We start from the raw sequence: 25,985 nt of genomic DNA, 5'->3' as shown, positions 1-25,985 counted from the left end.
GCCACCGAACGAAATTCCAGCAAACCGGAGGTAATCGCACGTACGACTGAATCACTCGCGATCCGAGACCTGAATCCCACATTCCGGACGACTCTGGCGTCATGACAGAAACCCGACGTCGCCCCGGCGACGGCACCGGCGGACTCCGCACCGGAACCGCGACCTTCGAATCCCTCCGGGAGCAGGCCACCGCCCTCCGGCGCGAGGGCCTCAGCCTCCGCCAGATCCGCGACCGCCTCGGCGTCCACAACAACAACATCCTCAACGCCCTGGTCAAAGGCGAGCCCCCACCCGAATGGACGAAGCGCCCGCGCGCCAAGGACGACCTCCGGGCGAAGGCCCGCGAGCTCCGCCTCCGGGGCATGACGTACGACGAGATCCAGCTGGAACTCGGCTGCTCGAAGAGCTCCATCTCCCTCTGGGTCCGCGACCTCCCCAAACCGGACCGGAGCCGCACGCCCGAGGAGGCATCGGCCATCTCCCGACGCGGGTGGGAAAGGACACTCGAACGGCGCGAAGAGAGACGGCAGAAGACCAAGGAGACGGCGGCCGACGAGGTCGGACAGATGTCGGACCGGGAGCTCTTCCTCGTAGGTGTCGGCCTGTATTGGGCCGAGGGGCAGAAGAGCAAGTCGTACGCCCGGCGCGAGCGAGTGATCTTCGTCAACAGCGACGCCGGGATGATTCAGCTCTACCTCGCCTGGCTGCACCTGCTCGGCGTCGAGCCGGAGCGCCTCCAGTACCGCGTGATGATCCACGAGTCGGCAGACGTCGTGGCAGCCGAGCACTACTGGGCTGACCAGGCAAGAGTGGATCATTCGCGCCTGCAGAGGACGACGCTGAAGAAGCACAACCCGAAGACCGTCCGAAAGAACGTGGGTGACGGCTACCGGGGTTGCCTGGTGATCGGCGTACGGGACAGCGCCGAGCTCTACCGACGGATCGAGGGGTGGTGGTCACGCATGACGGTGGAGGCGGACAGGAGAAACGCGTAGGCTGGCGGCGCGCGATCCCGGGTTGCTCTGTCGGCAGGGGCGACCACACTTTGAATGTGGGTACGACGCAGGTTCGACTCCTGCCCCGGGAGCTTCGCCAGTTCGGGTCCTGACCACGTCGGTCGGGACCCGGCCTCGTTTCCGGGCCGTGACCCCCCGCTATCCTTCACGGGTCCACCCCCGAAGCCGAAGGGCCCACCCGTGAGCGCAACCCGCCCGGCAGCCGTCGTCGTACTCGCAGCGGGTGAGGGCACCCGCATGAAGTCGGCCACACCCAAGGTTCTGCACGAGATCGCCGGGCGCTCGCTCGTCGGTCACGTGGTCGCGGCCTCCCGCGAGCTGGACCCGACCCACCTCGTGGTCGTCGTCGGCCACGCTCGCGAGCAGGTCACCGCGCACCTGGCCGACGCCGACGCCGGCGTCCGCACCGCCGTCCAGTACGAGCAGAACGGCACCGGCCACGCCGTCCGCATGGCCCTCGAAGAGCTCGGCGGAACGGTCGACGGGACCGTCATCGTCGTCTGCGGCGACACCCCCCTGCTCACCGGCGAGACCCTGCGCGCCCTCGCGGCCACGCACGAGGCCGACGGCAACGCCGTCACCGTGCTCACCGCCGAGGTCCCCGACTCCACCGGCTACGGCCGCATCGTCCGCGATCCGGCCACCGGCGCCGTGACCGCGATCGTCGAGCACAAGGACGCCACCGAGGCGCAGCGCGCGATCCGGGAGATCAACTCCGGGGTGTTCGCCTTCGACGGGGCGCTCCTCGCGGACGCGCTCGGCAAGGTGCGTACGGACAACAGCCAGGGCGAGGAGTACCTCACCGACGTGCTCGGCATCCTGCGCGAGGCGGGGCACCGCGTCGGCGCGGCGGTCGGCAGTGACCACCGGCAGATCCTCGGGATCAACAACCGGGTGCAGCTGGCGGAGGCGCGGGCGCTGCTGAACGCGCGCCTGCTGGAGCGGGCGATGCTGGCGGGTGTGACGGTGGTGGACCCGGCGAGCGTGTTCGTGGACGTGACGGTGAGCTTCGGGCAGGACGCCCTGATCCACCCGGGTACGCAGCTGCTGGGTGCCACGCACGTGGGCGAGGGGGCCGAGGTCGGTCCGAACACGCGGCTGAAGGACACGCGTGTGGGCGCGGGTGCGCGGGTGGACAACACGGTGGCGGACGGTGCGGTGATCGGCGACCAGGCGACGGTCGGTCCGTTCGCGTACCTGCGTCCGGGTACGGACCTGGGTGTGAAGGCGAAGGCCGGTACGTACGTCGAGATGAAGAACGCGACGATCGGTGAGGGCACGAAGGTGCCGCACCTTTCGTACGTGGGTGACGCGACGATCGGCGAGTACACGAACATCGGCGCGGCGAGCGTGTTCGTGAACTACGACGGTGAGCACAAGCACCACACCACGGTTGGCTCACACTGCAAGACGGGTTCGGACAACATGTTTGTGGCTCCCGTCACCATCGGGGACGGTGCCTACACGGCGGCCGGCTCGGTGATCACGAAGGATGTGCCGCCCGGCGCGCTGGCCGTGGCCCGTGGCCAGCAGCGGAATATCGAGGGCTGGGTGGCCCGTAAGCGTCCCGGCAGTGCGGCGGCGACGGCCGCGCAGTCGTCGGCGGAGAAGGACTCCGGCAGCCATTGAGGTGAACTGACCGGAAACAGGTACGCCGGAGACGGCGTACCGTGATAGGTGCACGCAATTCGGCTGGCTCACCGTGTGCGGGACGGACGCACATGGGGGCGAGCAGCTTTCACACGTCTGAGGAGACAGTGCTGTGACCGGGATCAAGACGACCGGCGAGAAGAAGCTGATGCTCTTCTCCGGCCGCGCCCACCCCGAGCTGGCCGAGGAGGTCGCGCACCAGCTCGGTGTCGGTCTCGTGCCGACCAAGGCTTTCGACTTCGCGAACGGTGAGATCTACGTCCGCTTCCAGGAGTCGGCTCGTGGCGCGGACTGCTTCCTGATCCAGAGCCACACGGCTCCGATCAACAAGTGGATCATGGAGCAGCTGATCATGATCGACGCGTTGAAGCGCGCGTCGGCCCGCTCCATCACCGTGATCATCCCGTCCTACGGGTACGCCCGTCAGGACAAGAAGCACAAGGGCCGGGAGCCGATCTCGGCGCGCCTGGTCGCGGACCTGCTGAAGACCGCGGGTGCGGACCGCATCCTGACGGTCGACCTGCACACGGACCAGATCCAGGGCTTCTTCGACGGCCCGGTGGACCACCTGTCGGCGCTGAACGTCCTCGCGGACTACGTGGGCGCGAAGGTGGACCGCACCAAGCTGACGGTCGTCTCCCCGGACGCCGGCCGTGTCCGCGTGGCCGACCGCTGGTGCGACCGTCTGGACGCGCCGCTGGCGATCGTGCACAAGCGCCGTGACAAGGACGTCGCCAACCAGGTGACGGTCCACGAGGTCGTGGGTGAGGTCAAGGGCCGCGTCTGCGTCCTGGTCGACGACATGATCGACACGGGTGGCACGATCTGCGCCGCCGCCGAGGCGCTGTTCGCGCACGGCGCGGAGGACGTCATCGTGACGGCCACGCACGGCATCCTGTCGGGACCGGCCGCCGACCGTCTGAAGAACTCGAAGGTCAGCGAGTTCATCTTCACGAACACCCTGCCGGACCCGTCCGACCTGGAGCTCGACAAGATCACGGTCCTGTCGATCGCGCCGATGATCGCGCGCGCGGTGCGTGAGGTCTTCGAGGACGGTTCGGTGACGAGCCTCTTCGAGGAGCAGCAGTAGTCGTCTGGTCGTCTGACCCGTACGGCCCTTGCGGGCCTGGGTGAGATCCTTTTGGGCGCGGCCTCCCCGCCGGGTACACTCGTTGAGTTGCTCGGCGAGGGAGGCCGTACCTGTTTCGGGTGCGGGTGCTCCGTTATCGACGCGCTCTTCGTAGCAGGCCGTTCAGGCCGGGTGACCTCTGTCCGTTTCGTCACCCCACGAGGAGTGAACATGTCCGAGATCAAGCTTTCCGCGAAGCTCCGCGACTCTTTCGGCAAGGGCTCTGCCCGCCAGTCCCGTCGTGACGCCCTGACCCCGGGTGTCATCTACGGTCACGGCACCGCCCCGAAGCACGTGGGTGTCGAGTCCCACGCGCTGATGATGGCGCTGAAGACCCCGAACGCGCTGCTCTCCCTGGACATCGCGGGTGACGGCACCGAGCTGGTCATCCCGAAGGCCGTCCAGCGTCACCCGCTGCGCCGCGACATCCTGCACGTCGACTTCCTGATCGTCCAGAAGGGCGAGAAGGTCACGGTCGAGGTTCCGGTCGTGACCGAGGGCGACCTGGCCGCCGGTGGCAACCTGCTGGAGACCCTGCTCGCGACGGTCTCCGTCGAGGCCGAGGCCACGCACATCCCGACCGAGGTCAAGGTCTCCATCGAGGGCCTCGAGGCCGGTGCCTCGATCCACGCCAAGGACCTGGTCCTGCCGGCCGGCACCACGCTGGCCGTCGACGGTGAGACCGCCGTCCTGCAGGTCGTCGCCCCGCAGGCCGAGGAGCCGGCCGCCGAGGCCGCCGAGGGCGAAGAGGCCTGAGCCTCGCCTCACCCCCTCAGCAGTTGCTGACCGACCGCCGTCCGGCTCCACTGGAGCGGGACGGCGGTCGTTCTCGTTCACGGGCTTGTTCACGGGTTTAAGGAGCTTTTGATGTCGGACGACGCGGCGCCGTGGCTGATCGTCGGTCTCGGTAACCCGGGGGCGGAGTACGCCGGGAACCGCCACAACATCGGTTTCATGGTGGCCGACCTGCTGGCGGAGCGGATCGGCGGGAAGTTCAAGGCGCACAAGGCGCGGGCGCAGGTGGTCGAGGGGCGGATGGGTCCGCCGGGGCCGCTGAACCGGCGCGTGGTGATCGCGAAGCCGATGTCGTTCATGAACCTGTCGGGTGGTCCGGTGACGGCGCTGCGGGACTTTTACAAAGTTCCGGTGGAGCGGATCGTCGCCGTGCACGACGAGCTGGACATCGACTACGCGACGCTGCGGCTGAAGCTGGGCGGTGGTGACAACGGCCACAACGGGCTGAAGTCCATGACGAAGTCGATGGGTGCGGACTACCACCGGGTGCGGTGCGGCATCGGTCGTCCGCCGGGGCGGATGCAGGTGGCGGACTTCGTGCTGAAGGACTTCTCGTCGACGGAGCGCAAGGAGCTGGACTGGTTCGTGGACCGGTCGGCGGACGCGGTGGAGTGCCTGGTCCAGGAGGGTCTGGAGCGCGCGCAGTCGGCGTACAACTCCTGACTGCCCTGACTGCTGTGGCCTGTCCTGGCAGCGCCTGAGCGCCGCTTGTACGGTGTTCAACCCGCCGCTTGTACGGCGTGCAAGAGGGAAGCCCCCGCCTGACGGCGGGGGCTTCCTTCGTGTGCGGGGCCGGGTACGGGGCCGGTCAGCCGGTGTTGCGCAGGCCGGCGGCGACGCCGTTGACGGTGAGCAGCAGGGCGCGGGCCAGCAGCGGGTCGGGGTCCTCGCCGCGGGCGGCGGCCTGGCGCTGGCGTGCCAGCAAGGAGACCTGGAGGTAGGAGATGGGGTCCAGGTAGGCGTCGCGTACGGCGAAGGTCTGCTGGAGGACGGGCTGGGAGTCGAGGAGCTGCTCCCCGCCGGTGATGCGCAGGACCTCGCGGACGGTGAGCTCGTGTTCGGCCTCGATGCGGTCGAAGACGTGCTTGAGCTCGTCGGGTACGAGGGTGTCGACGTAGTGGCGGGCGATCCGCAGGTCCGTCTTGGCCAGCGTCATCTCGACGTTGGACAGGAAGTTGCGGAAGAAGTGCCAGCGTTCGCCCATTTCGGCGAGGACGGTGTCCTGGCCGGCTTCGCGTAGGGCCTTGAGGCCGGAGCCGACGCCGTACCAGCCGGGGACGATCTGCCGGGACTGGGTCCAGCCGAACACCCACGGGATGGCGCGCAGGCCGTCGAGGCCGGCGCCGGAGTCGGGGCGGCGGGAGGGCCGGGAGCCGAGGTGCAGGTCGGCGAGCTGGTCGACGGGGGTGGCCGCGAAGAAGTACGCGGGCAGGTCGGGGTCCTCGACGAGTGCGCGGTAGGCGCCGTGGGCGGCGTCCGAGACGATGTCCATGGCCGCGTCCCAGCGGGTGAGCGCGTCGTCGGACTGGCGCGGGGCGGTGTGCAGGGCGGAGGCCTGGAGGGTGGCCGCGACGGTCAGCTCCAGGTTCTCGCGGGCCAGGGACGGGACGAGGTACTTGTCGGAGATGACCTCGCCCTGCTCGGTGACCTTGATCTCGCCTTCGAGGGTGCCCCAGGGCTGGGCGAGGATCGCGTCGTGCGAGGGGCCGCCGCCGCGGCCGACGGTGCCGCCGCGGCCGTGGAAGAGGCGCAGGCGCACGCCGTGGCGGTGGGCGACGTCGCGGAGCCGGCGCTGGGCGCGGTGGATCTCCCACTGGCTGGTGGTGATGCCGCCGAACTTGCTGGAGTCGGAGTAGCCGAGCATGACCTCCTGGACGTCGCCGCGCAGGGAGACGAGGCGCCGGTAGGAGGGGTCGGCGAGCATCTCGTCGAGGATGACGTCGGCGGCGCGGAGCTCGTCGGTGGTCTCCAGGAGCGGGACGATGCCGATCTTGGCCCAGCCGGCGTGGAGGTCGAGGAGGCCGGCCTCGCGGGCGAGGACGGCGGCGGCGAAGACGTCGTCGGCGCCCTGGCACATCGAGATGATGTAGGACTCGATGACCTCGGGGCCGAACTTCTCGAAGGCGTCCTTGATGGCGGTGAACACGCCGAGGGTCTTCTGGCCCGCGGCGTCGAGCGGGGCCGGGGTGGGGGCGAGCGGGCGGCGGGAGCGGAGTTCCTTGGCGAGGAGCTTCTGCCGGTAGTCGCGCGGCATGTCGGCGTAGCGCCAGGATTCCTCGCCGAGGCGGTCGAAGAGCTGGCCGAGTGCGTGGTGGTGGGCGTCGGCGTGCTCGCGTACGTCCATGGTGGCGAGCTGGAGGCCGAAGGCGGCCAGGGTCCGGATGGTGCGGTCCATGCGGCCGTCGGCGAAGAGGCCGCCGCGGTGTTCGCGCAGGGAGGTCTGGATGAGGGTGAGGTCGGCGAGGAGCTCGGCGGTGCCGAGGTAGTCGCGGCCTTCCTCGTGGGGGATGCCCTTGGCGAGGCGCTCGCGGGTGTTGAGGAGCTTCTGCCGGATGCAGGTGGCCTTGAGGCGGTAGGGCTCCTCGGCGTTCAGCCGCTTGTAGCGGGGGCTGATCTCGGGGAGGCGTTCCAGGTCGGCCTGGAGGGAGGCGAGGAGTTCCTCGGTGGCGCCGGCGATGCGGATGGAGTTGGAGAGCAGGCTGCGCAGGAAGTCGACGAGTTCGAGGGCGTCGGTGATGCCGTGTTCGTGCTGGAGGATCAGCACGTCGCGGGTGACGTCGGGGGTGACGTTCGGGTTGCCGTCGCGGTCGCCGCCGATCCAGGTGCCGAAGGTGAGGGGGCGGGTGCCGGCGGGCAGTTCGACGCCGACGCGCTGGAGTTCGGCGGCGAGGTCCTCGAGTACGTCGCCGACGGCGCCGGCGTGGAGTTCGTCGAGGTAGTAGATGGCGTTGCGGGCCTCGTCGGCGGGCTCGGGGCGGACGACGCGCAGTTCGTCGGTCTGCCAGACGAGGTCGATGTTCTCGGCGAGCCGCAGGTCGTGGCGGCGGCGTTCGCCGGCGCCGGAGACGGGCTCTTCGAGGAGGGCGGCGATGCGGCGCAGCTTGTTGAGGACGCTGCGGCGGGCTGCCTCGGTGGGGTGTGCGGTGAAGACGGGGCGGACGTTGAGGTTCTTGACCGTGTCGCGCAGGTGCTCGGGGTCGGCGTCCTTGAGCATGTCGGCGGTGCGGGCGAGGAGGCCGCCTTCGGCGGCGCGGTGGGCGCGCAGCTCCTTGCCGCGGTGCACCTGTTCGGTGACGTTGGCGAGGTGGAAGTAGGTGGAGAAGGCGCGCACCAGCTTGGCGGCGGTCTCCAGGTCGGTGTCGCCGAGGAGGGCGGCGGCGGCTTCGCCGTCGGTGCGCGTGAGTGCGCGGACCCGTTCGACGAGGTCGAGGAGTTCCTGGCCTTCCTGGCGGACGAGGGTCTCGCCGAGGAGGTCGCCGAGGCGGCGGATGTCCGCGCGCAGCTCCGCGTTCGCCGTCTCCGCCGTCCGCGTCGTGGCGGAGGGGTGGGGGGCGGGCTGGGTGACGGGGGCCTGGGCGGCCTGGTCAGCACTGCTCACAGGTGCGGCTCCTTGCAGTGTTCGAGCGCTACTGGGCTGTGGGCTCCCGGGGCGTGCGCGGCCGTGCCGGTCGTGCGCGCAGCCCGGGCTGCCCGTGCGGACCGCGCTGTCCGACGACACCAGGATAGGTGTCCCGCCCCTGTGCCCTGGCAGAGCGCCCGCTCTTTGGACTCGGTTCGCGCAGGTGGCGTCGTCCTGTTGCCGGGCGGGCGGTCTTTGCCATACTTACGATGCCGTAGGTTACGGATCCGTAGGGTCTGTGGCCGGGCCCTGCCGGACTTCTCACCCCCCAGGGGAACCCCACTATGACCATCAGTCCCGAACTGATCGAGGACTCCTCGGCGCCGTCCGCGCCCTCCGCGACGCGCGGCGGGGAGCAGAAGCGCTCCGTCGAGCAGATCGCGCTGCTGCTGTTCATCACCGTACCGTTTCTGGCTCTGCTGGCGGCGGTGCCGCTGGCCTGGGGCTGGGGGGTGACGTGGCTGGACCTGGGTCTGATGGTGTTCATGTACTTCCTGGCGTGCCACGGGATCACCATCGGTTTCCACCGTTACTTCACGCACGGCTCCTTCAAGGCGAAGCGGCCGCTGCGGATCGCGCTGGCGGTCATGGGGTCGATGGCGGTGGAGGGGCCGCTGGTGCGCTGGGTCGCCGATCACCGCAAGCACCACAAGTACTCGGACCACGAGGGCGACCCGCATTCGCCGTGGCGGTTCGGCGAGACGGTGCCGGCGCTGATGAAGGGCCTGTGGTGGGCGCACATCGGCTGGCTGTTCGACGAGGAGCAGACCAACCAGCAGAAGTACGCTCCCGATCTGATCAAGGACCCGGCGATCCGGCGGATCAGTCGTGACTTCGTCTTCTGGACGGTCGTGTCGCTGGCGATCCCGCCGCTGGTGGGCGGTCTGGTGACGATGTCGTGGTGGGGTGCGTTCACGGCGTTCTTCTGGGGTTCGCTGGTGCGTGTGGCGCTGCTGCACCATGTGACGTGGTCGATCAATTCGATCTGTCACGCGGTGGGCAAGCGGCCGTTCAAGTCGCGGGACCGGTCGGGCAACGTGTGGTGGCTGGCGGTGCTGTCGTGCGGGGAGTCCTGGCACAACCTGCACCACGCGGACCCGACGTCGGCGCGGCACGGGGTGCTGCGCGGGCAGGTGGATTCGAGTGCGCGGCTGATCCGCTGGTTCGAGCTGCTGGGATGGGCCTCGGACGTGCGCTGGCCGTCGGGGGCGAGGATCGACGCCCGGCGCAAGGAAAAGACGCCGAACGCGGCATGATGGGGGACGTGGCGATCGACGGCAGCAGTTCCAGCAGCGACAAGCCCAGGCGAGGACGCCGGGTCCGGATGACGGGCGCCGAACGGCGCCAGCAACTGCTGGACATCGGCCGCGCCCTGTTCGCGGAGAAGGGCTTCGAGGGCACTTCGGTGGAGGAGATCGCGGCGAAGGCCGGGGTGTCCAAGCCGGTGGTGTACGAGCACTTCGGCGGCAAGGAGGGTCTGTACGCGGTGGTCGTGGACCGCGAGATGCGCCAGCTGCTGGAGGGGGTGACGGGCGCGCTGACGGCCGGGCACCCGCGGGAGCTGCTGGAGCAGGCCGCGTTCGCGCTGCTCGACTACATCGAGAACTACACGGACGGTTTCCGGATCCTGGTACGGGATTCGCCGGTGGCGCAGTCGACGGGCACCTTCGCGTCGCTGATCAGCGACATCGCCACGCAGGTCGAGGACATCCTGGGGCTGGAGTTCAAGGCGCGGGGCTTCGATCCGAAGCTGGCCCCGCTGTACGCGCAGGCGCTGGTCGGGATGGTGGCGCTGACGGGTCAGTGGTGGCTGGAGACGCGGCGTCCGAAGAAGGCGGAGGTGGCGGCGCACCTGGTGAACCTGGCCTGGCACGGGCTGGAGAACCTGGAGGCGAAGCCGCGGCTGGTGGGACACCGCAAGAGCTGAGGCCCGTACGGCTCGTACGGCGCCCGCACGCGGGTTGCACTGCGTACAAGCCGCTGCGGCGGGTGCACGGGGCTTGCACGGCGTACGAGTCCCCTGGTGCGCTGACAAGCGAGTTGCACGGCGTACGAGTCCCCTGGTGCGCACACCCGGAAGTTGCACGGCGTACGAGTCCGGACGGCGTCGGCGTGGGAGTTGCACAGCGTACGAGTCCCTCCGCGGCCCCCGCCCGCCGCGGCGCGGCCCCTGCACCGCGTACGCGTCGCGGGCGACGCGTGCGCGGGACTTGCACGGTGTTGAAGGCGCGTGCGGCACACGCGGCACACGCGACGGCGCCCCGTCACCGGTGTTCCGGTGGCGGGGCGCCGTCGCGTCTTACGGGGCCGGGTACGGGCCGGTGGGGTCAGGCCGCGGGCAGCCCGTCGGGCTCGGGGGTGTACGGCTCCAGGAATTCGAGCCGGTTGCCGACGGGGTCGTGGGAGTAGAAGCGGCGGTGGCCCGGCAGGTTGTCGTCCCAGACGACCTCGGCGCCGCGTTCGCGGAGTCTGCCGGCGTACTCCACGATGCCGGTCACGCGCAGCCCGGGGTGGGCCTTGCGGGCCGGCTTGAAGTCCTCTTCCACGCCCAGGTGCAGCTGCACGCCTCCGGCGGTGAACCAGCAGCCTCCGCGCGCGGCGAGGACGGGGGGTTTGGAGACCTCCCGCATGCCGAGGACGCCTTGGTAGTACGCGCGCAGCTTGTCCTCCGACCCGGGTGGCGCGGCGAGTTGTACGTGGTCGACGGCGGTGAGCACGGTCATGCCTCCTTGTGGGCGACGGCGAAGATGCGGCGGAACGGGAAGACGGTGCCCCGCGGGCCCGGCGGGTACGCCGTGCGCAGGGCCTCCCGGTATTCGGTGAGGAACCGGTCGACGGCGTCGCGGTCGTCGCCGAGGGCGGTGAGGACGGGCCTCAGGGCGGTGCCCTTGACCCAGTCGAGGACGGGGTCGGGGCCCTGGAGGAGCTGGGAGTAGGTGGTCTCCCAGACGTCGACGGCGCAGCCGAGTTCGGTGAACCGGGCGAGGTACTCGGCGGGTTCGAGGATGTGGATGTAGCGCGCGCCGTGTCCGGCGAGGCGGTCGCGCCAGCGCGGGGTGTCGCAGAGTTCCGCGAGGAGGCGGTGGCTGGGGGCGGTGAAGTTGCCGGGGATCTGGAAGGCGAAGGTGCCGCCGGGGCGCAGGCCGTTGATCCAGGCGGCGAAGGAGCCGGGGTGGCTGGGCACCCACTGGAGGGCCGCGTTGGACACGATCAGGTCGTACGTCTCCTCGGGCATCCAGTCGGCGAGGTCGCCGTGGCGGAAGTCGAGGAGGCCGCCGCCGGAGGTGGGTCCGGCGTATTCGTCGGTGGCGCGCTGGAGCATCTGCGGGGAGAGGTCGAAGCCGGTGATGCGGGCTTCGGGCCAGCGGTCGGCGAGGAGCGCGGTGACGTTGCCGGGGCCGCAGCCGAGGTCGGCGATGCGTGCGGGGCGGGTGGGGAGCTCGGGTATGCGGTTCATCAGGTCGAGGAAGGGGCGCGTGCGGTGGCCGGCGTGGCGGAGGTACTGCTGGGGGTCCCAGACGGGTGCGGAGCCGTCCAGGGTCTGAGGGCGCACGGCCGGCGCGATATCGGAATGCATGTTCGAGCCTCCCTACTGGTGGGGCGGTCGGAAGCGGAAGCCGTTCCGGCCACCTCCATGCCCCATGCTCGGTCAGAGTATATCTCGATCTCAAGATTCTCGATTTGAAGAGACTTCATGTCGACAGACCCCGTACACTGATCGGCATGGAGGACGAGGTCGACCGACTGGTCGCGGCATGGCGGCGAGAGCGCCCTGACCTCGACGTGGAACCGCTCGAAGTGCTCAGCCGCGTCAGCCGGCTCGCGCGCCACCTCGACCGGGCCCGCAGGCTCGCCTTCTCCGAGCACGGCCTGGAGCCGTGGGAATTCGACGTCCTCACCTCGCTGCGGCGCGCGGGCGCGCCGTACCAGCTGTCCCCCGGCCAGTTGCTGACGCAGACCCTGGTCACCTCCGGCACCATGACCAACCGCATCGACCGCCTCGCCAAGAAGGGCCTCGTCGAGCGACTGCCCGACCCCAACGACCGGCGCGGGGTCCTGGTCCGGCTCACGCCCGAGGGGCGCGACCGCGCCGACCAGTCCCTGGCGGGACTGCTGGCCCAGGAACGGGCGATCCTGGCCCAGCTCTCCACCGGCCAGCGGGGCGAGCTCGCCGGGCTGCTACGCCAGTTGACCGCTCCGTTCGACAACATCCCCGGCTAGCTCCGCGGGACGTACGCCGGCCCGCCGGGCCAGTGCCACCGCGGCCAGGGTGGAGTGCACCCCGAGCTTGCCCAGCACGTTCTGCATGTGCGTGCGCACGGTGTGCGGGGACAGGAACAGCCGCGCGGCCACGTCCTTGCGGCCCAGTCCGGCCACCATGCAGCGCAGCACCTCGTGTTCGCGCGGGGTGAGGGACTCCACGAGCCGCTCGCTGTCCGTACGGTGCTTGCGGGCGGCCGTCAGCTCCCGCAGCACCCCGGTCAGCAGGGCGGGCGGCAGGTGGGTCTCCTCGCGCAGCACCCCGCGGATGACGGCGAGCAGGCGCGAGAGGGAGCAGTCCTTCGCGACCCACCCCGACGCCCCCGCCTGCAGGGCGAGCGCGGCCCGGCGGGGGTCGTCGCGCTCGGCGAGGACCACCGTGCGCACTCCCGGGTGCGCCACCCGCACGCCGGCGACGAGGGCGATCCCGTCGGCCGGGGGCGCCGGACCGGAGCCCGCTTCCCGCTGGCCGGGCACGGCCCCCGACGCGGCCGCGCCGGCGCCGAGGTCGGCGTCGACGAGCAGCACGTCGTAGCGGCGGCCTTCCGCCACCGCGCGCTCGAGGCAGCGCGACGCGGCGGGACCGCTGCCGGCCGCGGACACGTCCACGTCCGGCTCGGCCGCGAGCGCGGCTGCCAGAGATTCGGCGAAGATGCGGTGGCCGTCGACCACCAGGACCCGGATACGAACCACAAAACCCCCAAGGGTCGGGGAACGGACGACTACGGGTACGGCGTCCGGCCGGGTGGCCCACAGCCCCCGCGGCCGCCGCCGCGACATCTGTGCACTACCCCGGACCGGACGCCGTACCCGGCGTGTCTCGACCCCTGAATCAACACCGGCCCCCACCGGTGTCACGCATCAGCGTAGAGGGGGCGGCGTCTCACGGTTGGCCGAATAGCAGAAGTTTTTCGGGCGATTTTGCAGCGGGGCCGCCCGCAACGGCCCTGGCGGTGGCTTGTTTTCAACGGTCCCGGGGCTCCGGGAGGCGGATTTCCGACCGGCTCGTGCCCCGGGCAGTTGCACGGGGGGCATTTCACCCGGCGTACGCACGCCGGGCGCCCGCGCACAGCGCCTGCCGGCCGCGCCCGGCCCCTACGCGTGCGCCCCCCGCACCGTCGGGTGCGGGGGGCGCGCGAGAGCCGCTGCGGCCGGAGCCGGGTCCCGGATCGGCGGGGATCCGGGGGCCGCCGGGGGCCGGGAATCAGGGGGTCATGAACGCTGTGCGAGGGCGAAGTTCCAGGCGTCTTGAACGATGTTCGTGAGGTCCGAGCGGGTCGGGGTCCAGCCGAGGCGCTCGTGCGCCGCGCGGGCCGAGGCGACGAGGACCGCCGGGTCCCCGGCGCGGCGCGGGGCGACGACTTCGGGGATCTCCCTGCCGGTGACCTTGCGGACCGTCTCGATCACCTCGCGCACCGAGAAGCCGCTGCCGTTGCCGAGGTTGCACACGAGGTGCTCGCCCTCGGCCGCGACGCGCAGCGCCGACAGGTGGGCCTCCGCCAGGTCGGCGACGTGGATGTAGTCGCGGACGCAGGTGCCGTCGGGCGTCGGGTAGTCGTCGCCGAACACCGAGATGGCCTCGCGCTCCCCGAGGGCGACCTGGAGCACCAGCGGGATCAGGTGCGTCTCGGGGTCGTGGCGCTCGCCGAACTCCCGGTAGGCGCCGGCCACGTTGAAGTAGCGCAGCGAGACCGCGGCCAGGCCGTGCGCCGCGCACTCCCCCGCGATCATGTGGTCGACGGCCAGCTTCGAGGCCCCGTACGGGTTGGTCGGCGCGGTCACCGACGTCTCCGTCAGCACTCCGCCGGACGGCTCGCCGTAGGTGGCGGCGGTGGAGGAGAAGACGAGCCGGCGCACCCCGGCCTCCCGCATGGCGGTCAGCAGGGCGAGGGTGCCGCCGACGTTGTTGTCCCAGTACTTGCCGGGGTTCACGACGGACTCGCCGACCTGCGAGGAGGCCGCGAAGTGCAGGACCGCGTCGTAGGAGGCGTCCAGGTGGTCGGCGGCGTCCTGGATCCGGCCGTCGATCAGGGTGGCGCCGGCGGGGACTCCCTCGGCGAAGCCGGTGGAGAGGTTGTCGAGGACGGTGACCTCGTGTCCGGCCTCCAGCAGATGGGCGGCGACGACGCTGCCCACGTATCCGGCGCCGCCGGTGACCAGGTACTTGCTCACTCTCACTCCTACCTCTCGCGGCACGCCGATGCGCGCGCTCTGATGACTGGCTTACCGGATTCTGCGCTTCCGGGGAAATCGCGGGCCGGAAGAGCCGGTCCGCGCACTGTCCGGGCTCAGTCCCCGGACGGCTCCTCCAACCCGTGCGGCCGCCGGGCCGCGGGCAGCACGGCCCGGTCCAGCAGCCCGGTACGGGCGGCCAGCGCGGCGGCCTCCAGCCGTGACCCCACGCCGAGCTTCATCAGTACCCGCTGGACATGGGTGCGGGCTGTGCTCGGCGCGATGGCCATGCCGGCCGCGATCAGCCGCGTGTCCTCGCCCTCCGCGACCCGGACCAGCACCTCGACCTCGCGCGGCGTCAGCAGCCGCAGCAGCCGGCTGCCCTCGTCGTCGGGCTGCGCGGCGGGGTTGAGGAGCTCCGCGAAGGCCCCCTGGAGCAGTTGCGGGGCGATGGCGACCTCCCCCGCCCGGGCCTTGGCCAGGGCCCGTTCGACGCCCTCGATGCGCTCGTCCTGGCGTACGTACCCGCAGGCCCCGGACGCGAAGGCGGCGGCTATCCCGCGCGGGCTCGGCACCGGGCCCAGCACCACCACCGCGATCTGCGGGCGCTCCCGCTTGATCCGCACCACCGGCTCGAAGACCCCTGGCTCGGCCGGGGTGGCGGTGCCGAACAGGCACACCTCCGGGGCGCGGCCGATGACCAGTTCGGCGGCTCCGGCCGCCGGCGCGGCCGCCGCGAGCACGCGGTGCCCGCGCAGTTTCAGGGCCGAGGCGAGCGCCTCGGCCAGCAGCCGGTGCTCGTCGACCACCATGACCCGTACGCCCATCAAGGCTCCCACCCCAGATCCTTCTGACCCGGCAAGCTACACGCTTGTTCGAGGGGGCGTGCCGGTTACCGCGCGAAAGCCCCCGATCGGTGGGCACCGTCCGGGGGCTTTCGCGCGAGAGGAGGGCTGTGCGTCAGCTCGCCACGAAGGAGACGAAGAGGTTCTCCGGGTCGGACTTCTCCGAGTACGGCTTGCGCACGCTGGTGCGGGCGATGAACAGGCGGCCGTTGTGGTAGCGGTACTCCGAGCGGTCCACCGAGAAGGCGGTCTCGGCACGCTGGCTCGTCTTGTCGGACGGGTTCTGCATCAGCAGCGTTTCCTTCATCGTCTTGCCGTCGATGCTGACGATCTGGCCGCCCCCGTCGTAGGGGGGAACCTTGTAGGCGATGATGTTCGACCCGTCCATGCGCAGCGGGTACATGGTGTAGCGCTCGCCGGCGTCGGCGCGGTCGCTGGTGGGCTTCCCGGTCTCCAGGTCGAAGGAGACGATCTCGTTGGTGCGGCCGACGGAGGCCGTGCCCTGGTGCTCGTACGTCGGGAGGTAGACCTTGCCGTTGCCGACGACCATGTTCGAGCACTGCTCGACCTCGGTGGCGGGGCACTTGGGGGCGTAGCTGCCGCCGGCGAGGCCGATGCGGGCCTTGAGCTGGCCCGCGTCGTCGACGACGAAGAGGTCGCTGACGTTGGTGGCGTTCTTGGCGGTGTCGCCGACGTCGGCGGCGATGATGAGCGGCTTGGTGGAGATGATGCCGGCCCACTCGATGCCCGCGGACAGCTTGTACTGGTACTTCGGTGCGCCGGTGGCGGGGTCGAGGGCCTGCGCGTACAGGGTCGGGCTGGAGCTGCGGCCGCACTTGCGCAGGACGGCGAGGGCCTCGCCGCCGGCGTAGCCCATGTCGTAGCAGCCTTCGCCGTCGGTCTTCGGGGCCCACAGGGACTTGCCGTCGGCGAGGTTCCAGGCGGCGCCGCCGGAGAGGCCGCCCGCCGCGACCGTCTGGCCGCTGATGGTGACCTCGTTGAAGGAGACCGGCTTGTCGCCGCCGGTGGCGGACTTGGCGGTGGCGGACCAGACGAGTTTACCGGTGTTCAAGTCGATGACGCCGACCTGCGTGCACTGGGGGTACTTCTTCTCGTTGGTCGCCATGCCCTCCTCGAAGAGGATGGCGGTCTTGTTGTCGCTGATGTGCTTGGTGGCGCCGCAGACGTTGGCGGGGAGCGGGAGTTCCCACTTCTTGCCGCCGTCGACCAGGTTGTAGCCGACGACCTTCGCCACGTCGGACTTGACGTAGGTGGTGTCGGTGAGCCAGGAGCCGTCGACGGCGACCAGGTCGGGCGGGGTCGGGCTGGGGACGTTGATCAGCGTCTTCGACTTGGGGTTGGAGGGGACCTTCTCGCTGCCGGGCGTGTGGGCGGGGCCCTTGTCCCCGTCGGGCGAGCCGCTGGGGCCGTTCGCGGTGGGCTGGCCGCCGTTGTCGTCGCCCGAGACGTACCAGAAGCCGCCGCCGATGATGAGGGCCATGGACAGTACGGCCGCGCCGACGATCACCAGCTGGTTGCGCTTGTCGTTGCCGCCGCCTGCGGGGACGGGCTGCTGGACGACCGTGCCGGGCTGCTGCGGGTAGCCGTAGCCGGGCTGGGCCTGGGGCTGCGGGTAGCCGTAGCCGGCCTGCGGGGCCGGGACCGTGGGCGGCTGGGCGGCGGCGCCCGGCTGCGGGAACGGCGGCTGCACCGGGGGCTGGCCGGGCTGGGCCGGGGGCTGCGGCGGTCCGGACGGCGGCGGGCCGCCGAAACCGCCGGACGGCGGCTGGCTGGGGGGCGGCGGGGTACTCATCGCGTGCTACTGCCTCTCGGTGGGACGCTCGGTGGACTCGTTCACTTGCCGAAGACCATCAGGAGCCGCTCCTCCGTGCTGTTGCCGACCAGCGAGGTCGCGGAGGTGAAGTACCGGCCGTCCTCGAAGGCCCGCACCTGGAAGGTGACCATCGCGCTCTCGATGTTCGCGGAGGGACCGGAGGGCATGCGGAGCAGGGTCTTGGGGGCGCCGCCGGCGGCCGCCATGGAGACGATCTCGCCGGGTTCGCGCAGGGCGCCGGCCCGGTAGGCGACGAGCTGGCCGTTGGCCGCCTTGACGGGGTAGAAGTTGCGCTTGTCACCGGCCTTGTGGCGCCACTTGGCCTTGCCGGTGGCGAGGTCGAAGGCGACGACCTCGTTGTCGTACCCCTTGCTCGTGGTCGTGCGCAGGTAGAGGGTGTCGCCGTCGACGACGGAGTTGCCGCAGCCCTGGAGGTTCTCGGTGCTGCCGGCGTTGCAGTTGGTCTCGAAGGAGCCTTCGGCGGACATGCTGGAGCGCTTCTTGCCGTCGGGCGTCAGGGAGATGATGGCGCGCTTGCTCTGGTCCGCGTTGTTGAGGTCCCGGTTGCCGATGTCGAGGACGATCGGGGACACGGACAGCACGCTGGTGACCCGCCAGCCCTTGGGCAGCCGGTAGGACCAGGTCTTCTTGCCGGTGACCGGGTCGGCGTCCTGGACCTCCACGGTCTTGTCGTCGTCCATGCACAGGGCGACGGCGAGGAGCTTGCCGCTGCCGGCCGCGTAGTCGGTCGGCTGGCAGCCCTCGGGGGTGTTGCCGGAGAAGAGCTTGTCGCCGGTGGCGAGGCGGTGGACGGTGGCGTTGGCCATCCGGTTGACGACGAAGACGTCGCCGGTGAGGGCCATGCTGACGCGGCTGTCGCCGTCGAAGAGGTTCTCCTTGGCGAGCTCCTTGGTCCAGCCCTCCTTGCCCGCCTTGAGGTCCACCAGCTTCATCTGGTTGCAGGTGGCGTTGGAGCCCTCGCCGTCCTTGACGGTCAGCACGGTCTTGCCGTCGGGGGTGGTCTGGTCGGCGTACCCGCAGATCTCCGCCTTGAAGTCGACCTTCCACTTCTCCTTGCCGTCGGTGACCGCGTAGCCGATCAGCGACTTGTCGACAGTCTTGACGACGGTGTCGCCGACCACCCACATCGCCGGGGCGGGGATCCCTCCCGTACCCGACGCCTGGAGCTTGGCCGTCTTGAGCCACAGCGCCTTGTCCTCGCCGGGCTTGCGGCCCGCGTTGAGGTCGGTCTGCTCGCCCATGCCGTTGCCGGATCCGTCGCCCTTGTCCACGGACGCGGAGCCCGACGGCTTGGGGTCGGCGGGCGTCGAGGCCTGCGCGGCGGGCTTCTTGGAGCCCTCGTCATCGCTCAGGAAGGTGAAGTAGGCGCCGGTGCCGAGTACGAGGACCCCCGCGACCGCCGCCGCGATGACGACCGCGCCCTTGCGGCGGCCGGAACCCCCGGGCGCCGGCGGGCCGGGGGGCATGCCCGGCCCGGCCGGCGGGAAGGCGTACCCGCCCTGCTGGACCGGCGGCTGCGGGACGGTGGGCGGCTGCTCCGCGTACGGGTTCGGGCCCTGCGGCGGGTATCCGTAGCCCTGCTGAGGCGGTCCGGGCAGGTGCCCGTAACCGGAAGGGGACGGCGGCTGGTTCGGCGGCTGGGGCGGCTCGGTCATCAGCGCATACCTTCGGGTTCGGACGGTGGGGCGATCCAGGAGATCGAAAAGAACCGACCCTTTCTATCACCCGTGGCCGGTACACACCGGGCCGGTCGCACGCCTGTTCCCAAGGGAGGACCGGCCCGTGACACGGCCGTGATCAGGCCGGCCGTCGCGCCGGGGGGCCGCAGCGGCCCCCGGGACTCAGGCCTCTTCGGCCAGTTCCAGCCAGCGCATCTCCAATTCGTCGCGCTCGGCGATCAGTTCCCGCAGCTCCGCGTCGAGCTTGGCGACCTTGTCGTAGTCGGTGGAGTGCTCGGCGATCTGCGCGTGCAGGTTCGTCTCGCGGTCCGACATCTTGTTGAGCTGACGCTCGATCTTCTGGAGCTCCTTCTTCGCCGCGCGCGAGTCACCGGAGGACGTCGACTTGACCGCGGCGGCCGGGGTCGGCGCCGGGGCGGCGGCCTCGATCATCCGCTGGCGGCGCTCCAGGTACTCGTCCAGGCCGCGCGGCAGCATGCGCAGGCTCGCGTCACCGAGCAGCGCCATCACCGTGTCGGTGGTGCGCTCGATGAAGAACCGGTCGTGGGAGATCACGATCATCGAGCCGGGCCAGCCGTCGAGGAGGTCCTCCAGCTGGGTGAGGGTCTCGATGTCGAGGTCGTTGGTGGGCTCGTCGAGGAAGAGGACGTTCGGCTCGTCCATCAGCAGGCGCAGGATCTGCAGCCGGCGCCGCTCGCCGCCGGAGAGGTCACCGACCGGCGTCCACTGCTTCTCCTTGGTGAAGCCGAACTGCTCGCACAGCTGGCCCGCGGTCATCTCGCGGCCCTTGCCGAGGTCGACGCGGTCGCGGACGCGCTGGACGGCCTCCAGCACGCGCAGCGACGGGTCGAGCTCGCCGACCTCCTGGGAGAGGTAGGCCAGGCGCACGGTCTTGCCGACGGTGATCTCACCGGACGCCGGCTGCGTCTCGCCCTGGGTGCGGGCGGCCTCGGCGAGGGCCCGCAGCAGGGAGGTCTTGCCGGCGCCGTTGACGCCGACGAGGCCCACGCGGTCGCCGGGGCCCAGGTGCCAGGTGAGGTGCTTGAGCAGGGTCTTGGGGCCGGCCTGGACGGTGACGTTCTCCAGGTCGAAGACGGTCTTGCCGAGGCGGGCGTTGGCGAAGCGCATCAGCTCCGACTTGTCGCGCGGCGGCGGCACGTCGGCGATCAGCTCGTTGGCGGCCTCGATGCGGTAGCGGGGCTTGGACGTCCGGGCGGGGGCGCCGCGGCGCAGCCAGGCCAGCTCCTTGCGCATCAGGTTCTGCCGCTTGGCCTCCTCGGTGGCGGCGATCCGTTCGCGCTCGGCGCGCGCGAAGACGTAGTCGCTGTAGCCGCCCTCGTACTCGAAGACGGAGCCGCGCTGCACGTCCCACATGCGGGTGCAGACCTGGTCGAGGAACCAGCGGTCGTGGGTGACGCAGACGAGTGCGGAGCGGCGGCTCTGGAGGTGGCCGGCCAGCCAGGAGATGCCCTCGACGTCGAGGTGGTTGGTGGGCTCGTCGAGGACGAGGAGGTCCTGGTCGGCGATGAGGAGCTTGGCGAGCGCGATGCGGCGGCGCTCGCCGCCGGAGAGCGGGCCGATGACGGTGTCGAGGCCCTGGCCGAAGCCGGGCAGGTCGAGGCCGCCGAAGAGCCCGGTGAGGACGTCGCGGATCTTGGCGTTGCCGGCCCACTCGTGGTCGGCCATGTCGCCGATGATCTCGTGCCGGATGGTGGCGGCCGGGTCGAGGGAGTCGTGCTGGGTGAGGACGCCCATACGGAGGCTGCCACTCTGGGTGACGCGGCCGGAGTCGGGCTCCTCCAGCTTGGCGAGCATCCGGATGAGGGTGGTCTTGCCGTCGCCGTTGCGGCCGACGACACCGATCCGGTCTCCCTCGGATACGCCGAGGGAGATGCCGTCGAGCAGGGTACGGGTGCCGTACACCTTGCTGACTGCCTCGACATTGACCAGATTGACGGCCATCAGACGCGCTCCAGGGAAAGGGTGTGGATCAGCCCCTCAGCCTAACCCTCCGGGCCGACGCGGAACGTTCCACCAGCCAGGCGCCCGCCACAGCCATGCCGATGGCGGCGGGTGCGGTCACCGGGAGGGCGATCAGCGTGGCCGTGTGGCCGTCCAGGAGGCCGCCGAGGCCGGTCATGGAGAGGCCGAGGATCCCGAGCAGGCACAGGGTGGTGCCGAGGGCGGCGGCGGGGCCGCTGCCGGGCCCGGCGGGGGCGGGGGCGGGGCTGGGGACGGCGGGGGCGGGGGCGGGGCTGGGGACGGCGGTGGCGGGGGCGGTGGCGGTGGCGGGGGCGGTGGCGGACGGGGCCCGCGGCGCCTCGAACCGGCGGAAGCAGGCCACGAGCAGGGCGGTGAGCGCGGCCGCGAGGAGGATCCGCGGCGGCACCTGCGCCCACCAGGCGGCGGTGGCCGGCTCGGGCAGCGCGAGGCCGAGGGCGAGTTGCACGGCGTACACGGCGAGCATGGCGGTCAGGTGCCAGAGGAAGGCGGTCATGGCGATGCCGTTGGCGGCGACGACCCCGCGCCACACGCGCGGCCGGGCCAGCCACGCCGCCGCGGGCCGCGCCAGCAGCTGCACGGCGCCGACCAGCCACATGCCGTGGCAGAGCAGGGCGAGGGTCGGCGGGGCCATGTTGGACACCTTCTCCCCGGGCATCCCCACCATGGACAGCGGGTACGGTCCGGCCGCCACCAGCAGCACGGCCCCGGCGAGCCCGGCGGCACCGAGGAGGGCGGGCCGGGTGATGCGGCCGTCGGCGCGCAGGAAGCCGAGCTGGTGCACGGCGAGCCAGACGAGGGCGAAGTTCAGGAACTCCACGTACGGGACCCCGAGCGCGAAGCGCAGTACGTCGACCAGTGCCGCGGCGCCCGCCAGGGCGGCGAAGGCGGCCCAGCCGTGGCGTGCGTGCAGCTTCAGCAGCGGCGGGGTGAAGGCCACCATCGCCAGGTAGATCCCGATGAACCACAGCGGCTGCGTGACCATCCGCAGTGCGGCGCCGGCCAGCCGGCCGCGGTCGGCGCCGGCGAGCTGCACGACGAGCGCGAGCGCCGCCCAGACGAGGACGAAGACGAGGGTGGGCCGCAGCAGCCGCTGGAGGCGGGCGCGCAGGAAGGCTGCGTACACGGGCCGGCCACTTGCACGGCGTTCAAGAGAACGGTACGACAGCGCGTGCGAAAAGCCGCCGACGAAGAAGAAGACCGGCATGATCTGGAGCACCCAGGTGAGCACCTGGAGCGGCGGTACGAGCGCGAGCAGGTTCCCTATGCCGTCGGTGCTGACGGCGGCCATCAGCCAGTGCCCGAACACGACGGTGGCGAGCGAGGCGACCCGGAGCAGGTCCACGTACCGGTCGCGGGAGGCGGGCGTGGCGGCGGCCATGCCGCGTGCACTGACTGTCATGCCCCCTACAGTCGCCGCCGCGCCCCGTGCCGCGACAGGGCGCGGGTACTCATCCGGGGACTAGGTAGCCCGCGCCCTTGCCGCGTCCGGCACGTCAGGCGGAGACGGCCGTGGCTCCCGGGGCCGGGGAGGAGGTGATCCGGGTGGCACGGCAGGTGCCCGAGGCCTCCAGCGCGGCGGCGACCTTCGCGGCGGACTCCGCGTCCCGGACCAGGAAGGCCGTCGTCGGACCCGACCCGGAGACCAGCCCGGCCAGCGCGCCGGCTTCGGTGCCCGCCGCGAGGGTGTCGGCCAGCCCGGGCCGCAGCGACAGGGCGGCGGACTGCAGGCCGTTGGACGCCGGCAGGACGGCGGCCAGCGCGTCGGCGTCCCCCGAGGCGAGGGCCGCGAGCAGCTCCGGGGAGGCTTCGGGCGCCGGAACGTCCGTACCGGCGGTCAGGCGGTCGAACTCCCTGAACACCGCCGGGGTGGACAGGCCGCCTTCGGCCACCGCGAACACCCAGTGGAACCGGCCGGCTGCCACCGGGGTGAGGAACTCACCGCGGCCGGTGCCCAGCGCGGCGCCGCCCACGAGGCTGAAGGGGACGTCACTGCCCAGTTCCGCGCAGATGGCGAGCAGTTCCTCGCGCGGGGTGTCCAGCTTCCACAGCAGGTCGCACGCCAGCAGGGCGCCCGCACCGTCGGCGCTGCCGCCGGCCATGCCGCCGGCCACGGGGATGTTTTTAACAATGTGCAAGTGGACGGCGGGCTCGATGCCGGCGCGGGCCGCGAGGAGCTCGGCGGCGCGCGCCGCGAGGTTGGTGCGGTCGAGCGGCACCTGCTCGGAGTCGGGGCCCTCGCAGGTCACGGTCAGCTCGTCGGCCGGGGTCGCGGTGACCTCGTCGAAGAGGGAGACGGCGAGGAAGACGTTGGCGAGGTCGTGGAAGCCGTCGGGGCGGGCGGCGCCGACCGCCAGCTGGGCGTTGACCTTCGCGGGGACGCGTACCGTCACGCTCACAGCGCGGGCCTCTCCGCTGCGGGCTTGTGCTCGGCGATCGCCGCGAACTCCTCCACCGTCAGGGACTCCCCGCGCGCCAGCGGGGAGACGCCGGCGGCGACCAGCGCCTGCTCGGCGGCGGCGGCCGACCCGGCCCAGCCGGCGAGCGCGGCGCGCAGGCCCTTGCGGCGCTGTGCGAACGCGGCGTCGACGACCGCGAAGACCTCTGCCTTGGAGGCGGTGGTCTTCACCGGTTCTGAACGCCGTACAAGTGAGACGAGTCCGGAGTCGACGTTCGGCGCGGGCCAGAAGACGTTGCGGCCGATGGCGCCGGCGCGCTTGACGTCCGCGTACCAGGCGGCCTTGACCGAAGGCACCCCGTACACCTTGTTGCCGGGGCGGGCGGCGAGCCGGTCCGCGACCTCGGACTGGACCATGACGAGGGTCCGCTCGATGCTCGGGAAGCGGTCGAGCATCGTCAGCAGGACCGGCACGGCCACGTTGTAGGGGAGGTTCGCGACGAGCGCGGTCGGGGCGGGGCCCGGCAGCTCGGTGACGAGCATCGCGTCGGAGTGCACCAGCGCGAAGCGGTCCTTCTTGTGCGGCATCCGCGCCTCGATGGTGGCGGGCAGCGCGGCGGCCAGGATGTCGTCGATCTCGACGGCGGTCACCCGGTCGGCGGCCTCCAGCAGCGCGAGCGTCAGCGACCCGAGACCCGGTCCGACCTCCACGACCACGTCGTCCGGACGCACCTCGGCGGTGCGTACGATCCGGCGCACCGTGTTGGCGTCGATGACGAAATTCTGGCCCTTCTGCTTCGTCGGGCGTACGCCGAGGACGGCGGCCAGCTCTCGGATGTCGGCCGGCCCGAGGAGGGCGTCGGAAGGGACCTCGGAGGTCTCGTGGGGCTGCTGCTCTGCGGTGCTCACCGCTCAAGCCTACGGCCGCAGTGCGGCCACGGACTCGCCCCCCGCTGCACGTACAGCTTCTTCGCCCGGTACGTCTGCTCCGAGGCGGGCGCGTCCTGCGGGCGGCCGCTGCCGCCGAGGGCCCGCCAGGTGCTCACGTCGAACTGGTACAGGCCTCCGTAGGTGCCCGAGGGGTCGGTCGCGGAGGGGCGGCCGCCGGACTCGCACTGGGCGAGCGCGGCCCAGTTGAGGCCGTCGGCACCCGCGACGGAGGTGGGCAGCGGCTTCGTGCCGACCAGGACCCGCTGGCTGACGGGCTCGCGGACGACCTCCTCGGCGATCTTCCGCGGCTGCTGGCGGACGCCGTTGACGGTGCGCAGGGCGTACGTGACCCGGCGCGCCCCGGGCCGTCCGACGCGGTCGACGACCTCGGTGCCGGCGAAGAGCCCGGCGTCCTCGACGCGTTCGGTCTCGTACGGGATGCGTTCCTCGCGGACCTCGCGGGTGCCGGTGATGCGCAGCACGGTGACGGTCTGGCCGTCGCGGGGGAAGGAGTCCGGCGGGACGGAGGTGGTGTCCTGGCCCTGGAGGGTGATGCCGGCCTGGTCGAGGGCTTCCTGGACGGTGGCGGCGTTGGTGCGGATGGTGCGTTCGCGGCCGTCGGCCATGAAGGTGACGCCGCGTTCGGTGCGCACGCCGAGGGTGAGGCCGCTGCGGGGGACGGGGGCGGTGCGGGGGGTGGAGAGGTAGGCGCCCTCGACGCGGACGCCGAGCTGGCGGAGTGCGCCGTCGACGGTGCGGGCGGTGGTCCACACCTGGCGGCTGGTGCCGTCGAGGGTGAGCCGCAGGGGGCGGCCGTAGCGGACGACGACCTGCTGGCCGTCGTCGAGGGCGGAGCCGGGGGCGGGGGCGACGAGGTCGTGGGGGCCGACGCCGAGGCCTTCGGATGCGAGGAGTTCGTCGACGCTCCCGGCGAAGGTGTGGAGGGTGCGGGGTACGCCGTCGACGGTGAGCCGGACGGCCTTGTCGGCGGCGACGAAGGCGGTGGTGCCGCCGGCCAGGAAGGCCACGACCAGGGCCTGGGGGACGATGCGGCGCCAGCTGTCGCGGGCGGCGGCGGCCTGGCCGGCCGGACTGGGGGCGGGGCGCCTGCGCCGGCCGGCCCTGGTGCCGCCGGCGTCCGGGGCGGGCGGGGGCGGGGGCGGTTCCGCGGTGGCGGTGCGGCGGCGGGCGCCGCCGGCGGGGGCGGCCCGGCGGCGGCCGCCGGGGCGGTCGGGGTCCGGGGAGGGCGGCGGTACGTCCGCGGGGGCGGACGCGGGGGCGGGGACCGCGGCCCGGCGGCGGGAGGCCCGGCGGCCCTCGCCCCGGGGGGCGGGGACCTGCGGCTCGGTGGCGCGGGCGGCGTACGGGTCGCCGTACGGGTCCTCGTACTGAAGGCCGTATTGAACGCCGTACGAGTCCGGGCCCGCGGCGGCGTGCGCGGCGGCGTACGGCTCGTCCCGTTGAACACCGTACAAGTCGGCGCCGGGGCTGTCGTGCGGCCCGCCGTGACGGCCGTCGTCGTGCGGACCGCCGCCGCCCTGAACGGCGTACAAGTCAGGGTCCGGCTCGGTCTGCGGCCAGGGGCCACGGCGGTGACTGCCCTGCGTATCGCTCACGTCGCTCGCTCCACTGGTAC

The 25,985-nt window shown here is 71.7% G+C and carries 21 protein-coding genes and 1 tRNA gene; 9 read left to right on the top strand and 13 right to left on the bottom strand.

The genetic code is table 11. The annotated features are described in order from the left end of the window. Nucleotides 1–101: 101 nt before the first annotated feature. The 6 genes from AC069X_RS11260 to pth all read left to right on the top strand — a co-directional run bounded on the left by AC069X_RS11260 (nucleotide 102) and on the right by pth (nucleotide 5,253). The gene (locus tag AC069X_RS11260) at nucleotides 102–995 is read left to right on the top strand and encodes a hypothetical protein (protein ID WP_478727379.1); all 894 of its coding nucleotides are present in this window, start codon (nucleotides 102–104) and stop codon (nucleotides 993–995) included. A gap of 15 nt (nucleotides 996–1,010) precedes the next feature. Further along, nucleotides 1,011–1,087: transfer RNA gene (locus AC069X_RS11255), tRNA-Gln, on the top strand. A 109-nt stretch (nucleotides 1,088–1,196) separates the two neighbouring features. Beyond that, nucleotides 1,197–2,645: a bifunctional UDP-N-acetylglucosamine diphosphorylase/glucosamine-1-phosphate N-acetyltransferase GlmU gene (gene glmU / locus AC069X_RS11250; RefSeq protein WP_478727377.1), complete on the top strand. Its 1,449-nt coding sequence runs from the start codon at nucleotides 1,197–1,199 to the stop codon at nucleotides 2,643–2,645. Nucleotides 2,646–2,778: 133 nt separating this feature from the next. Next, nucleotides 2,779–3,756 (top strand): ribose-phosphate diphosphokinase, encoded by a 978-nt coding sequence (locus AC069X_RS11245; RefSeq protein WP_478727375.1) that lies wholly within the window; start codon nucleotides 2,779–2,781, stop codon nucleotides 3,754–3,756. Nucleotides 3,757–3,966: 210 nt separating this feature from the next. After that, nucleotides 3,967–4,551 (top strand): 50S ribosomal protein L25/general stress protein Ctc, encoded by a 585-nt coding sequence (locus AC069X_RS11240; protein ID WP_478727373.1) that lies wholly within the window; start codon nucleotides 3,967–3,969, stop codon nucleotides 4,549–4,551. 111 nt (nucleotides 4,552–4,662) lie between these two features. Next, a complete protein-coding gene (gene pth, locus AC069X_RS11235; RefSeq protein ID WP_385764758.1) occupies nucleotides 4,663–5,253 on the top strand; it encodes an aminoacyl-tRNA hydrolase in 591 nt (196 codons plus the stop codon). Nucleotides 5,254–5,398: 145 nt separating this feature from the next. Here the strand turns inward: pth and ppc are convergent, their stop codons facing one another. Further along, nucleotides 5,399–8,188, bottom strand: a complete 2,790-nt coding sequence (gene ppc, locus AC069X_RS11230; protein ID WP_478727371.1) for a phosphoenolpyruvate carboxylase — start codon at nucleotides 8,186–8,188, stop codon at nucleotides 5,399–5,401. Nucleotides 8,189–8,493: 305 nt separating this feature from the next. Between ppc and AC069X_RS11225 the strand changes: the two genes are divergently transcribed. Both AC069X_RS11225 and AC069X_RS11220 read left to right on the top strand, forming a co-directional pair. After that, the gene (locus tag AC069X_RS11225) at nucleotides 8,494–9,465 is read left to right on the top strand and encodes an acyl-CoA desaturase (RefSeq protein WP_478727369.1); all 972 of its coding nucleotides are present in this window, start codon (nucleotides 8,494–8,496) and stop codon (nucleotides 9,463–9,465) included. Beyond that, complete coding sequence (locus AC069X_RS11220; protein WP_478727367.1) at nucleotides 9,462–10,136, top strand: TetR family transcriptional regulator; 675 nt, start codon at nucleotides 9,462–9,464, stop codon at nucleotides 10,134–10,136. Before AC069X_RS11225 ends, AC069X_RS11220 begins: the two co-directional genes overlap by 4 nt. A gap of 400 nt (nucleotides 10,137–10,536) precedes the next feature. Here the strand turns inward: AC069X_RS11220 and AC069X_RS11215 are convergent, their stop codons facing one another. Both AC069X_RS11215 and AC069X_RS11210 read right to left on the bottom strand, forming a co-directional pair. Then, nucleotides 10,537–10,932 (bottom strand): VOC family protein, encoded by a 396-nt coding sequence (locus AC069X_RS11215; RefSeq protein ID WP_478727365.1) that lies wholly within the window; start codon nucleotides 10,930–10,932, stop codon nucleotides 10,537–10,539. Continuing rightward, the gene (locus AC069X_RS11210) at nucleotides 10,929–11,786 is read right to left on the bottom strand and encodes a trans-aconitate 2-methyltransferase (RefSeq protein ID WP_478727363.1); all 858 of its coding nucleotides are present in this window, start codon (nucleotides 11,784–11,786) and stop codon (nucleotides 10,929–10,931) included. Before AC069X_RS11210 ends, AC069X_RS11215 begins: the two co-directional genes overlap by 4 nt. Before the next feature lie 146 nt (nucleotides 11,787–11,932). On the opposite strand from AC069X_RS11210, the gene AC069X_RS11205 reads away from it, so the two are divergent. Next, nucleotides 11,933–12,430 (top strand): MarR family winged helix-turn-helix transcriptional regulator, encoded by a 498-nt coding sequence (locus AC069X_RS11205; protein ID WP_478727361.1) that lies wholly within the window; start codon nucleotides 11,933–11,935, stop codon nucleotides 12,428–12,430. Here AC069X_RS11205 and AC069X_RS11200 read toward each other — a convergent pair. The 10 genes from AC069X_RS11200 to AC069X_RS11155 all read right to left on the bottom strand — a co-directional run bounded on the left by AC069X_RS11200 (nucleotide 12,389) and on the right by AC069X_RS11155 (nucleotide 25,824). Further along, nucleotides 12,389–13,162, bottom strand: a complete 774-nt coding sequence (locus tag AC069X_RS11200) for a LuxR C-terminal-related transcriptional regulator (RefSeq protein ID WP_478727360.1) — start codon at nucleotides 13,160–13,162, stop codon at nucleotides 12,389–12,391. The two genes, AC069X_RS11205 and AC069X_RS11200, sit on opposite strands and share 42 nt — an antisense overlap. A 519-nt stretch (nucleotides 13,163–13,681) precedes the next feature. After that, complete coding sequence (gene galE, locus AC069X_RS11195; RefSeq protein WP_478727358.1) at nucleotides 13,682–14,641, bottom strand: UDP-glucose 4-epimerase GalE; 960 nt, start codon at nucleotides 14,639–14,641, stop codon at nucleotides 13,682–13,684. Between the two features lie 116 nt (nucleotides 14,642–14,757). Then, nucleotides 14,758–15,468 (bottom strand): LuxR C-terminal-related transcriptional regulator, encoded by a 711-nt coding sequence (locus AC069X_RS11190; RefSeq protein ID WP_478727600.1) that lies wholly within the window; start codon nucleotides 15,466–15,468, stop codon nucleotides 14,758–14,760. Between the two features lie 133 nt (nucleotides 15,469–15,601). After that, on the bottom strand, nucleotides 15,602–17,299 hold the full coding sequence (locus AC069X_RS11185) for an outer membrane protein assembly factor BamB family protein (protein ID WP_478727356.1): 1,698 nt from the start codon (nucleotides 17,297–17,299) through the stop codon (nucleotides 15,602–15,604). 41 nt (nucleotides 17,300–17,340) lie between these two features. Then, on the bottom strand, nucleotides 17,341–18,996 hold the full coding sequence (locus AC069X_RS11180) for an outer membrane protein assembly factor BamB family protein (protein WP_478727354.1): 1,656 nt from the start codon (nucleotides 18,994–18,996) through the stop codon (nucleotides 17,341–17,343). Nucleotides 18,997–19,182: 186 nt separating this feature from the next. Then, nucleotides 19,183–20,982 carry an ABC-F family ATP-binding cassette domain-containing protein gene (locus AC069X_RS11175; RefSeq protein ID WP_478727352.1) on the bottom strand — a complete coding sequence of 600 codons (1,800 nt, stop codon included), beginning with the start codon at nucleotides 20,980–20,982 and terminating at the stop codon, nucleotides 19,183–19,185. 28 nt (nucleotides 20,983–21,010) lie between these two features. Continuing rightward, nucleotides 21,011–22,423, bottom strand: coding sequence for an acyltransferase family protein (locus AC069X_RS11170; RefSeq protein ID WP_478727350.1), 1,413 nt, complete (start codon nucleotides 22,421–22,423; stop codon nucleotides 21,011–21,013). Between the two features lie 94 nt (nucleotides 22,424–22,517). Beyond that, nucleotides 22,518–23,420: a 4-(cytidine 5'-diphospho)-2-C-methyl-D-erythritol kinase gene (locus AC069X_RS11165; RefSeq protein ID WP_478727348.1), complete on the bottom strand. Its 903-nt coding sequence runs from the start codon at nucleotides 23,418–23,420 to the stop codon at nucleotides 22,518–22,520. Further along, the gene (rsmA, locus tag AC069X_RS11160; RefSeq protein WP_478727346.1) at nucleotides 23,417–24,328 is read right to left on the bottom strand and encodes a 16S rRNA (adenine(1518)-N(6)/adenine(1519)-N(6))-dimethyltransferase RsmA; all 912 of its coding nucleotides are present in this window, start codon (nucleotides 24,326–24,328) and stop codon (nucleotides 23,417–23,419) included. Before rsmA ends, AC069X_RS11165 begins: the two co-directional genes overlap by 4 nt. Beyond that, nucleotides 24,325–25,824 carry a ubiquitin-like domain-containing protein gene (locus tag AC069X_RS11155; RefSeq protein ID WP_478727598.1) on the bottom strand — a complete coding sequence of 500 codons (1,500 nt, stop codon included), beginning with the start codon at nucleotides 25,822–25,824 and terminating at the stop codon, nucleotides 24,325–24,327. Before AC069X_RS11155 ends, rsmA begins: the two co-directional genes overlap by 4 nt. Nucleotides 25,825–25,985: the final 161 nt, after the last annotated feature.

Source organism: Streptomyces sp. NPDC043896 (assembly GCF_056435605.1).
Note: the sequence above shows the minus strand (reverse complement) of the source record. Positions and strands in the feature narration are given on the sequence as shown.

Bases quoted from the DNA above. Each gene is read 5' to 3' on its own strand.
- AC069X_RS11190 (WP_478727600.1), bottom strand. From the start codon at position 15,468: ATGGGCGTACGGGTCATGGTGGTCGACGAGCACCGGCTGCTGGCCGAG.
- AC069X_RS11170 (WP_478727350.1), bottom strand. From the start codon at position 22,423: ATGACAGTCAGTGCACGCGGCATGGCCGCCGCCACGCCCGCCTCCCGC.
- AC069X_RS11260 (WP_478727379.1), top strand. From the start codon at position 102: ATGACAGAAACCCGACGTCGCCCCGGCGACGGCACCGGCGGACTCCGC.
- AC069X_RS11240 (WP_478727373.1), top strand. From the start codon at position 3,967: ATGTCCGAGATCAAGCTTTCCGCGAAGCTCCGCGACTCTTTCGGCAAG.
- AC069X_RS11205 (WP_478727361.1), top strand. From the start codon at position 11,933: ATGGAGGACGAGGTCGACCGACTGGTCGCGGCATGGCGGCGAGAGCGC.
- AC069X_RS11175 (WP_478727352.1), bottom strand. From the start codon at position 20,982: ATGGCCGTCAATCTGGTCAATGTCGAGGCAGTCAGCAAGGTGTACGGC.
- AC069X_RS11180 (WP_478727354.1), bottom strand. From the start codon at position 18,996: ATGACCGAGCCGCCCCAGCCGCCGAACCAGCCGCCGTCCCCTTCCGGT.
- AC069X_RS11225 (WP_478727369.1), top strand. From the start codon at position 8,494: ATGACCATCAGTCCCGAACTGATCGAGGACTCCTCGGCGCCGTCCGCG.
- AC069X_RS11215 (WP_478727365.1), bottom strand. From the start codon at position 10,932: ATGACCGTGCTCACCGCCGTCGACCACGTACAACTCGCCGCGCCACCC.
- AC069X_RS11220 (WP_478727367.1), top strand. From the start codon at position 9,462: ATGATGGGGGACGTGGCGATCGACGGCAGCAGTTCCAGCAGCGACAAG.
- AC069X_RS11210 (WP_478727363.1), bottom strand. From the start codon at position 11,786: ATGCATTCCGATATCGCGCCGGCCGTGCGCCCTCAGACCCTGGACGGC.
- AC069X_RS11185 (WP_478727356.1), bottom strand. From the start codon at position 17,299: ATGAGTACCCCGCCGCCCCCCAGCCAGCCGCCGTCCGGCGGTTTCGGC.
- pth (WP_385764758.1), top strand. From the start codon at position 4,663: ATGTCGGACGACGCGGCGCCGTGGCTGATCGTCGGTCTCGGTAACCCG.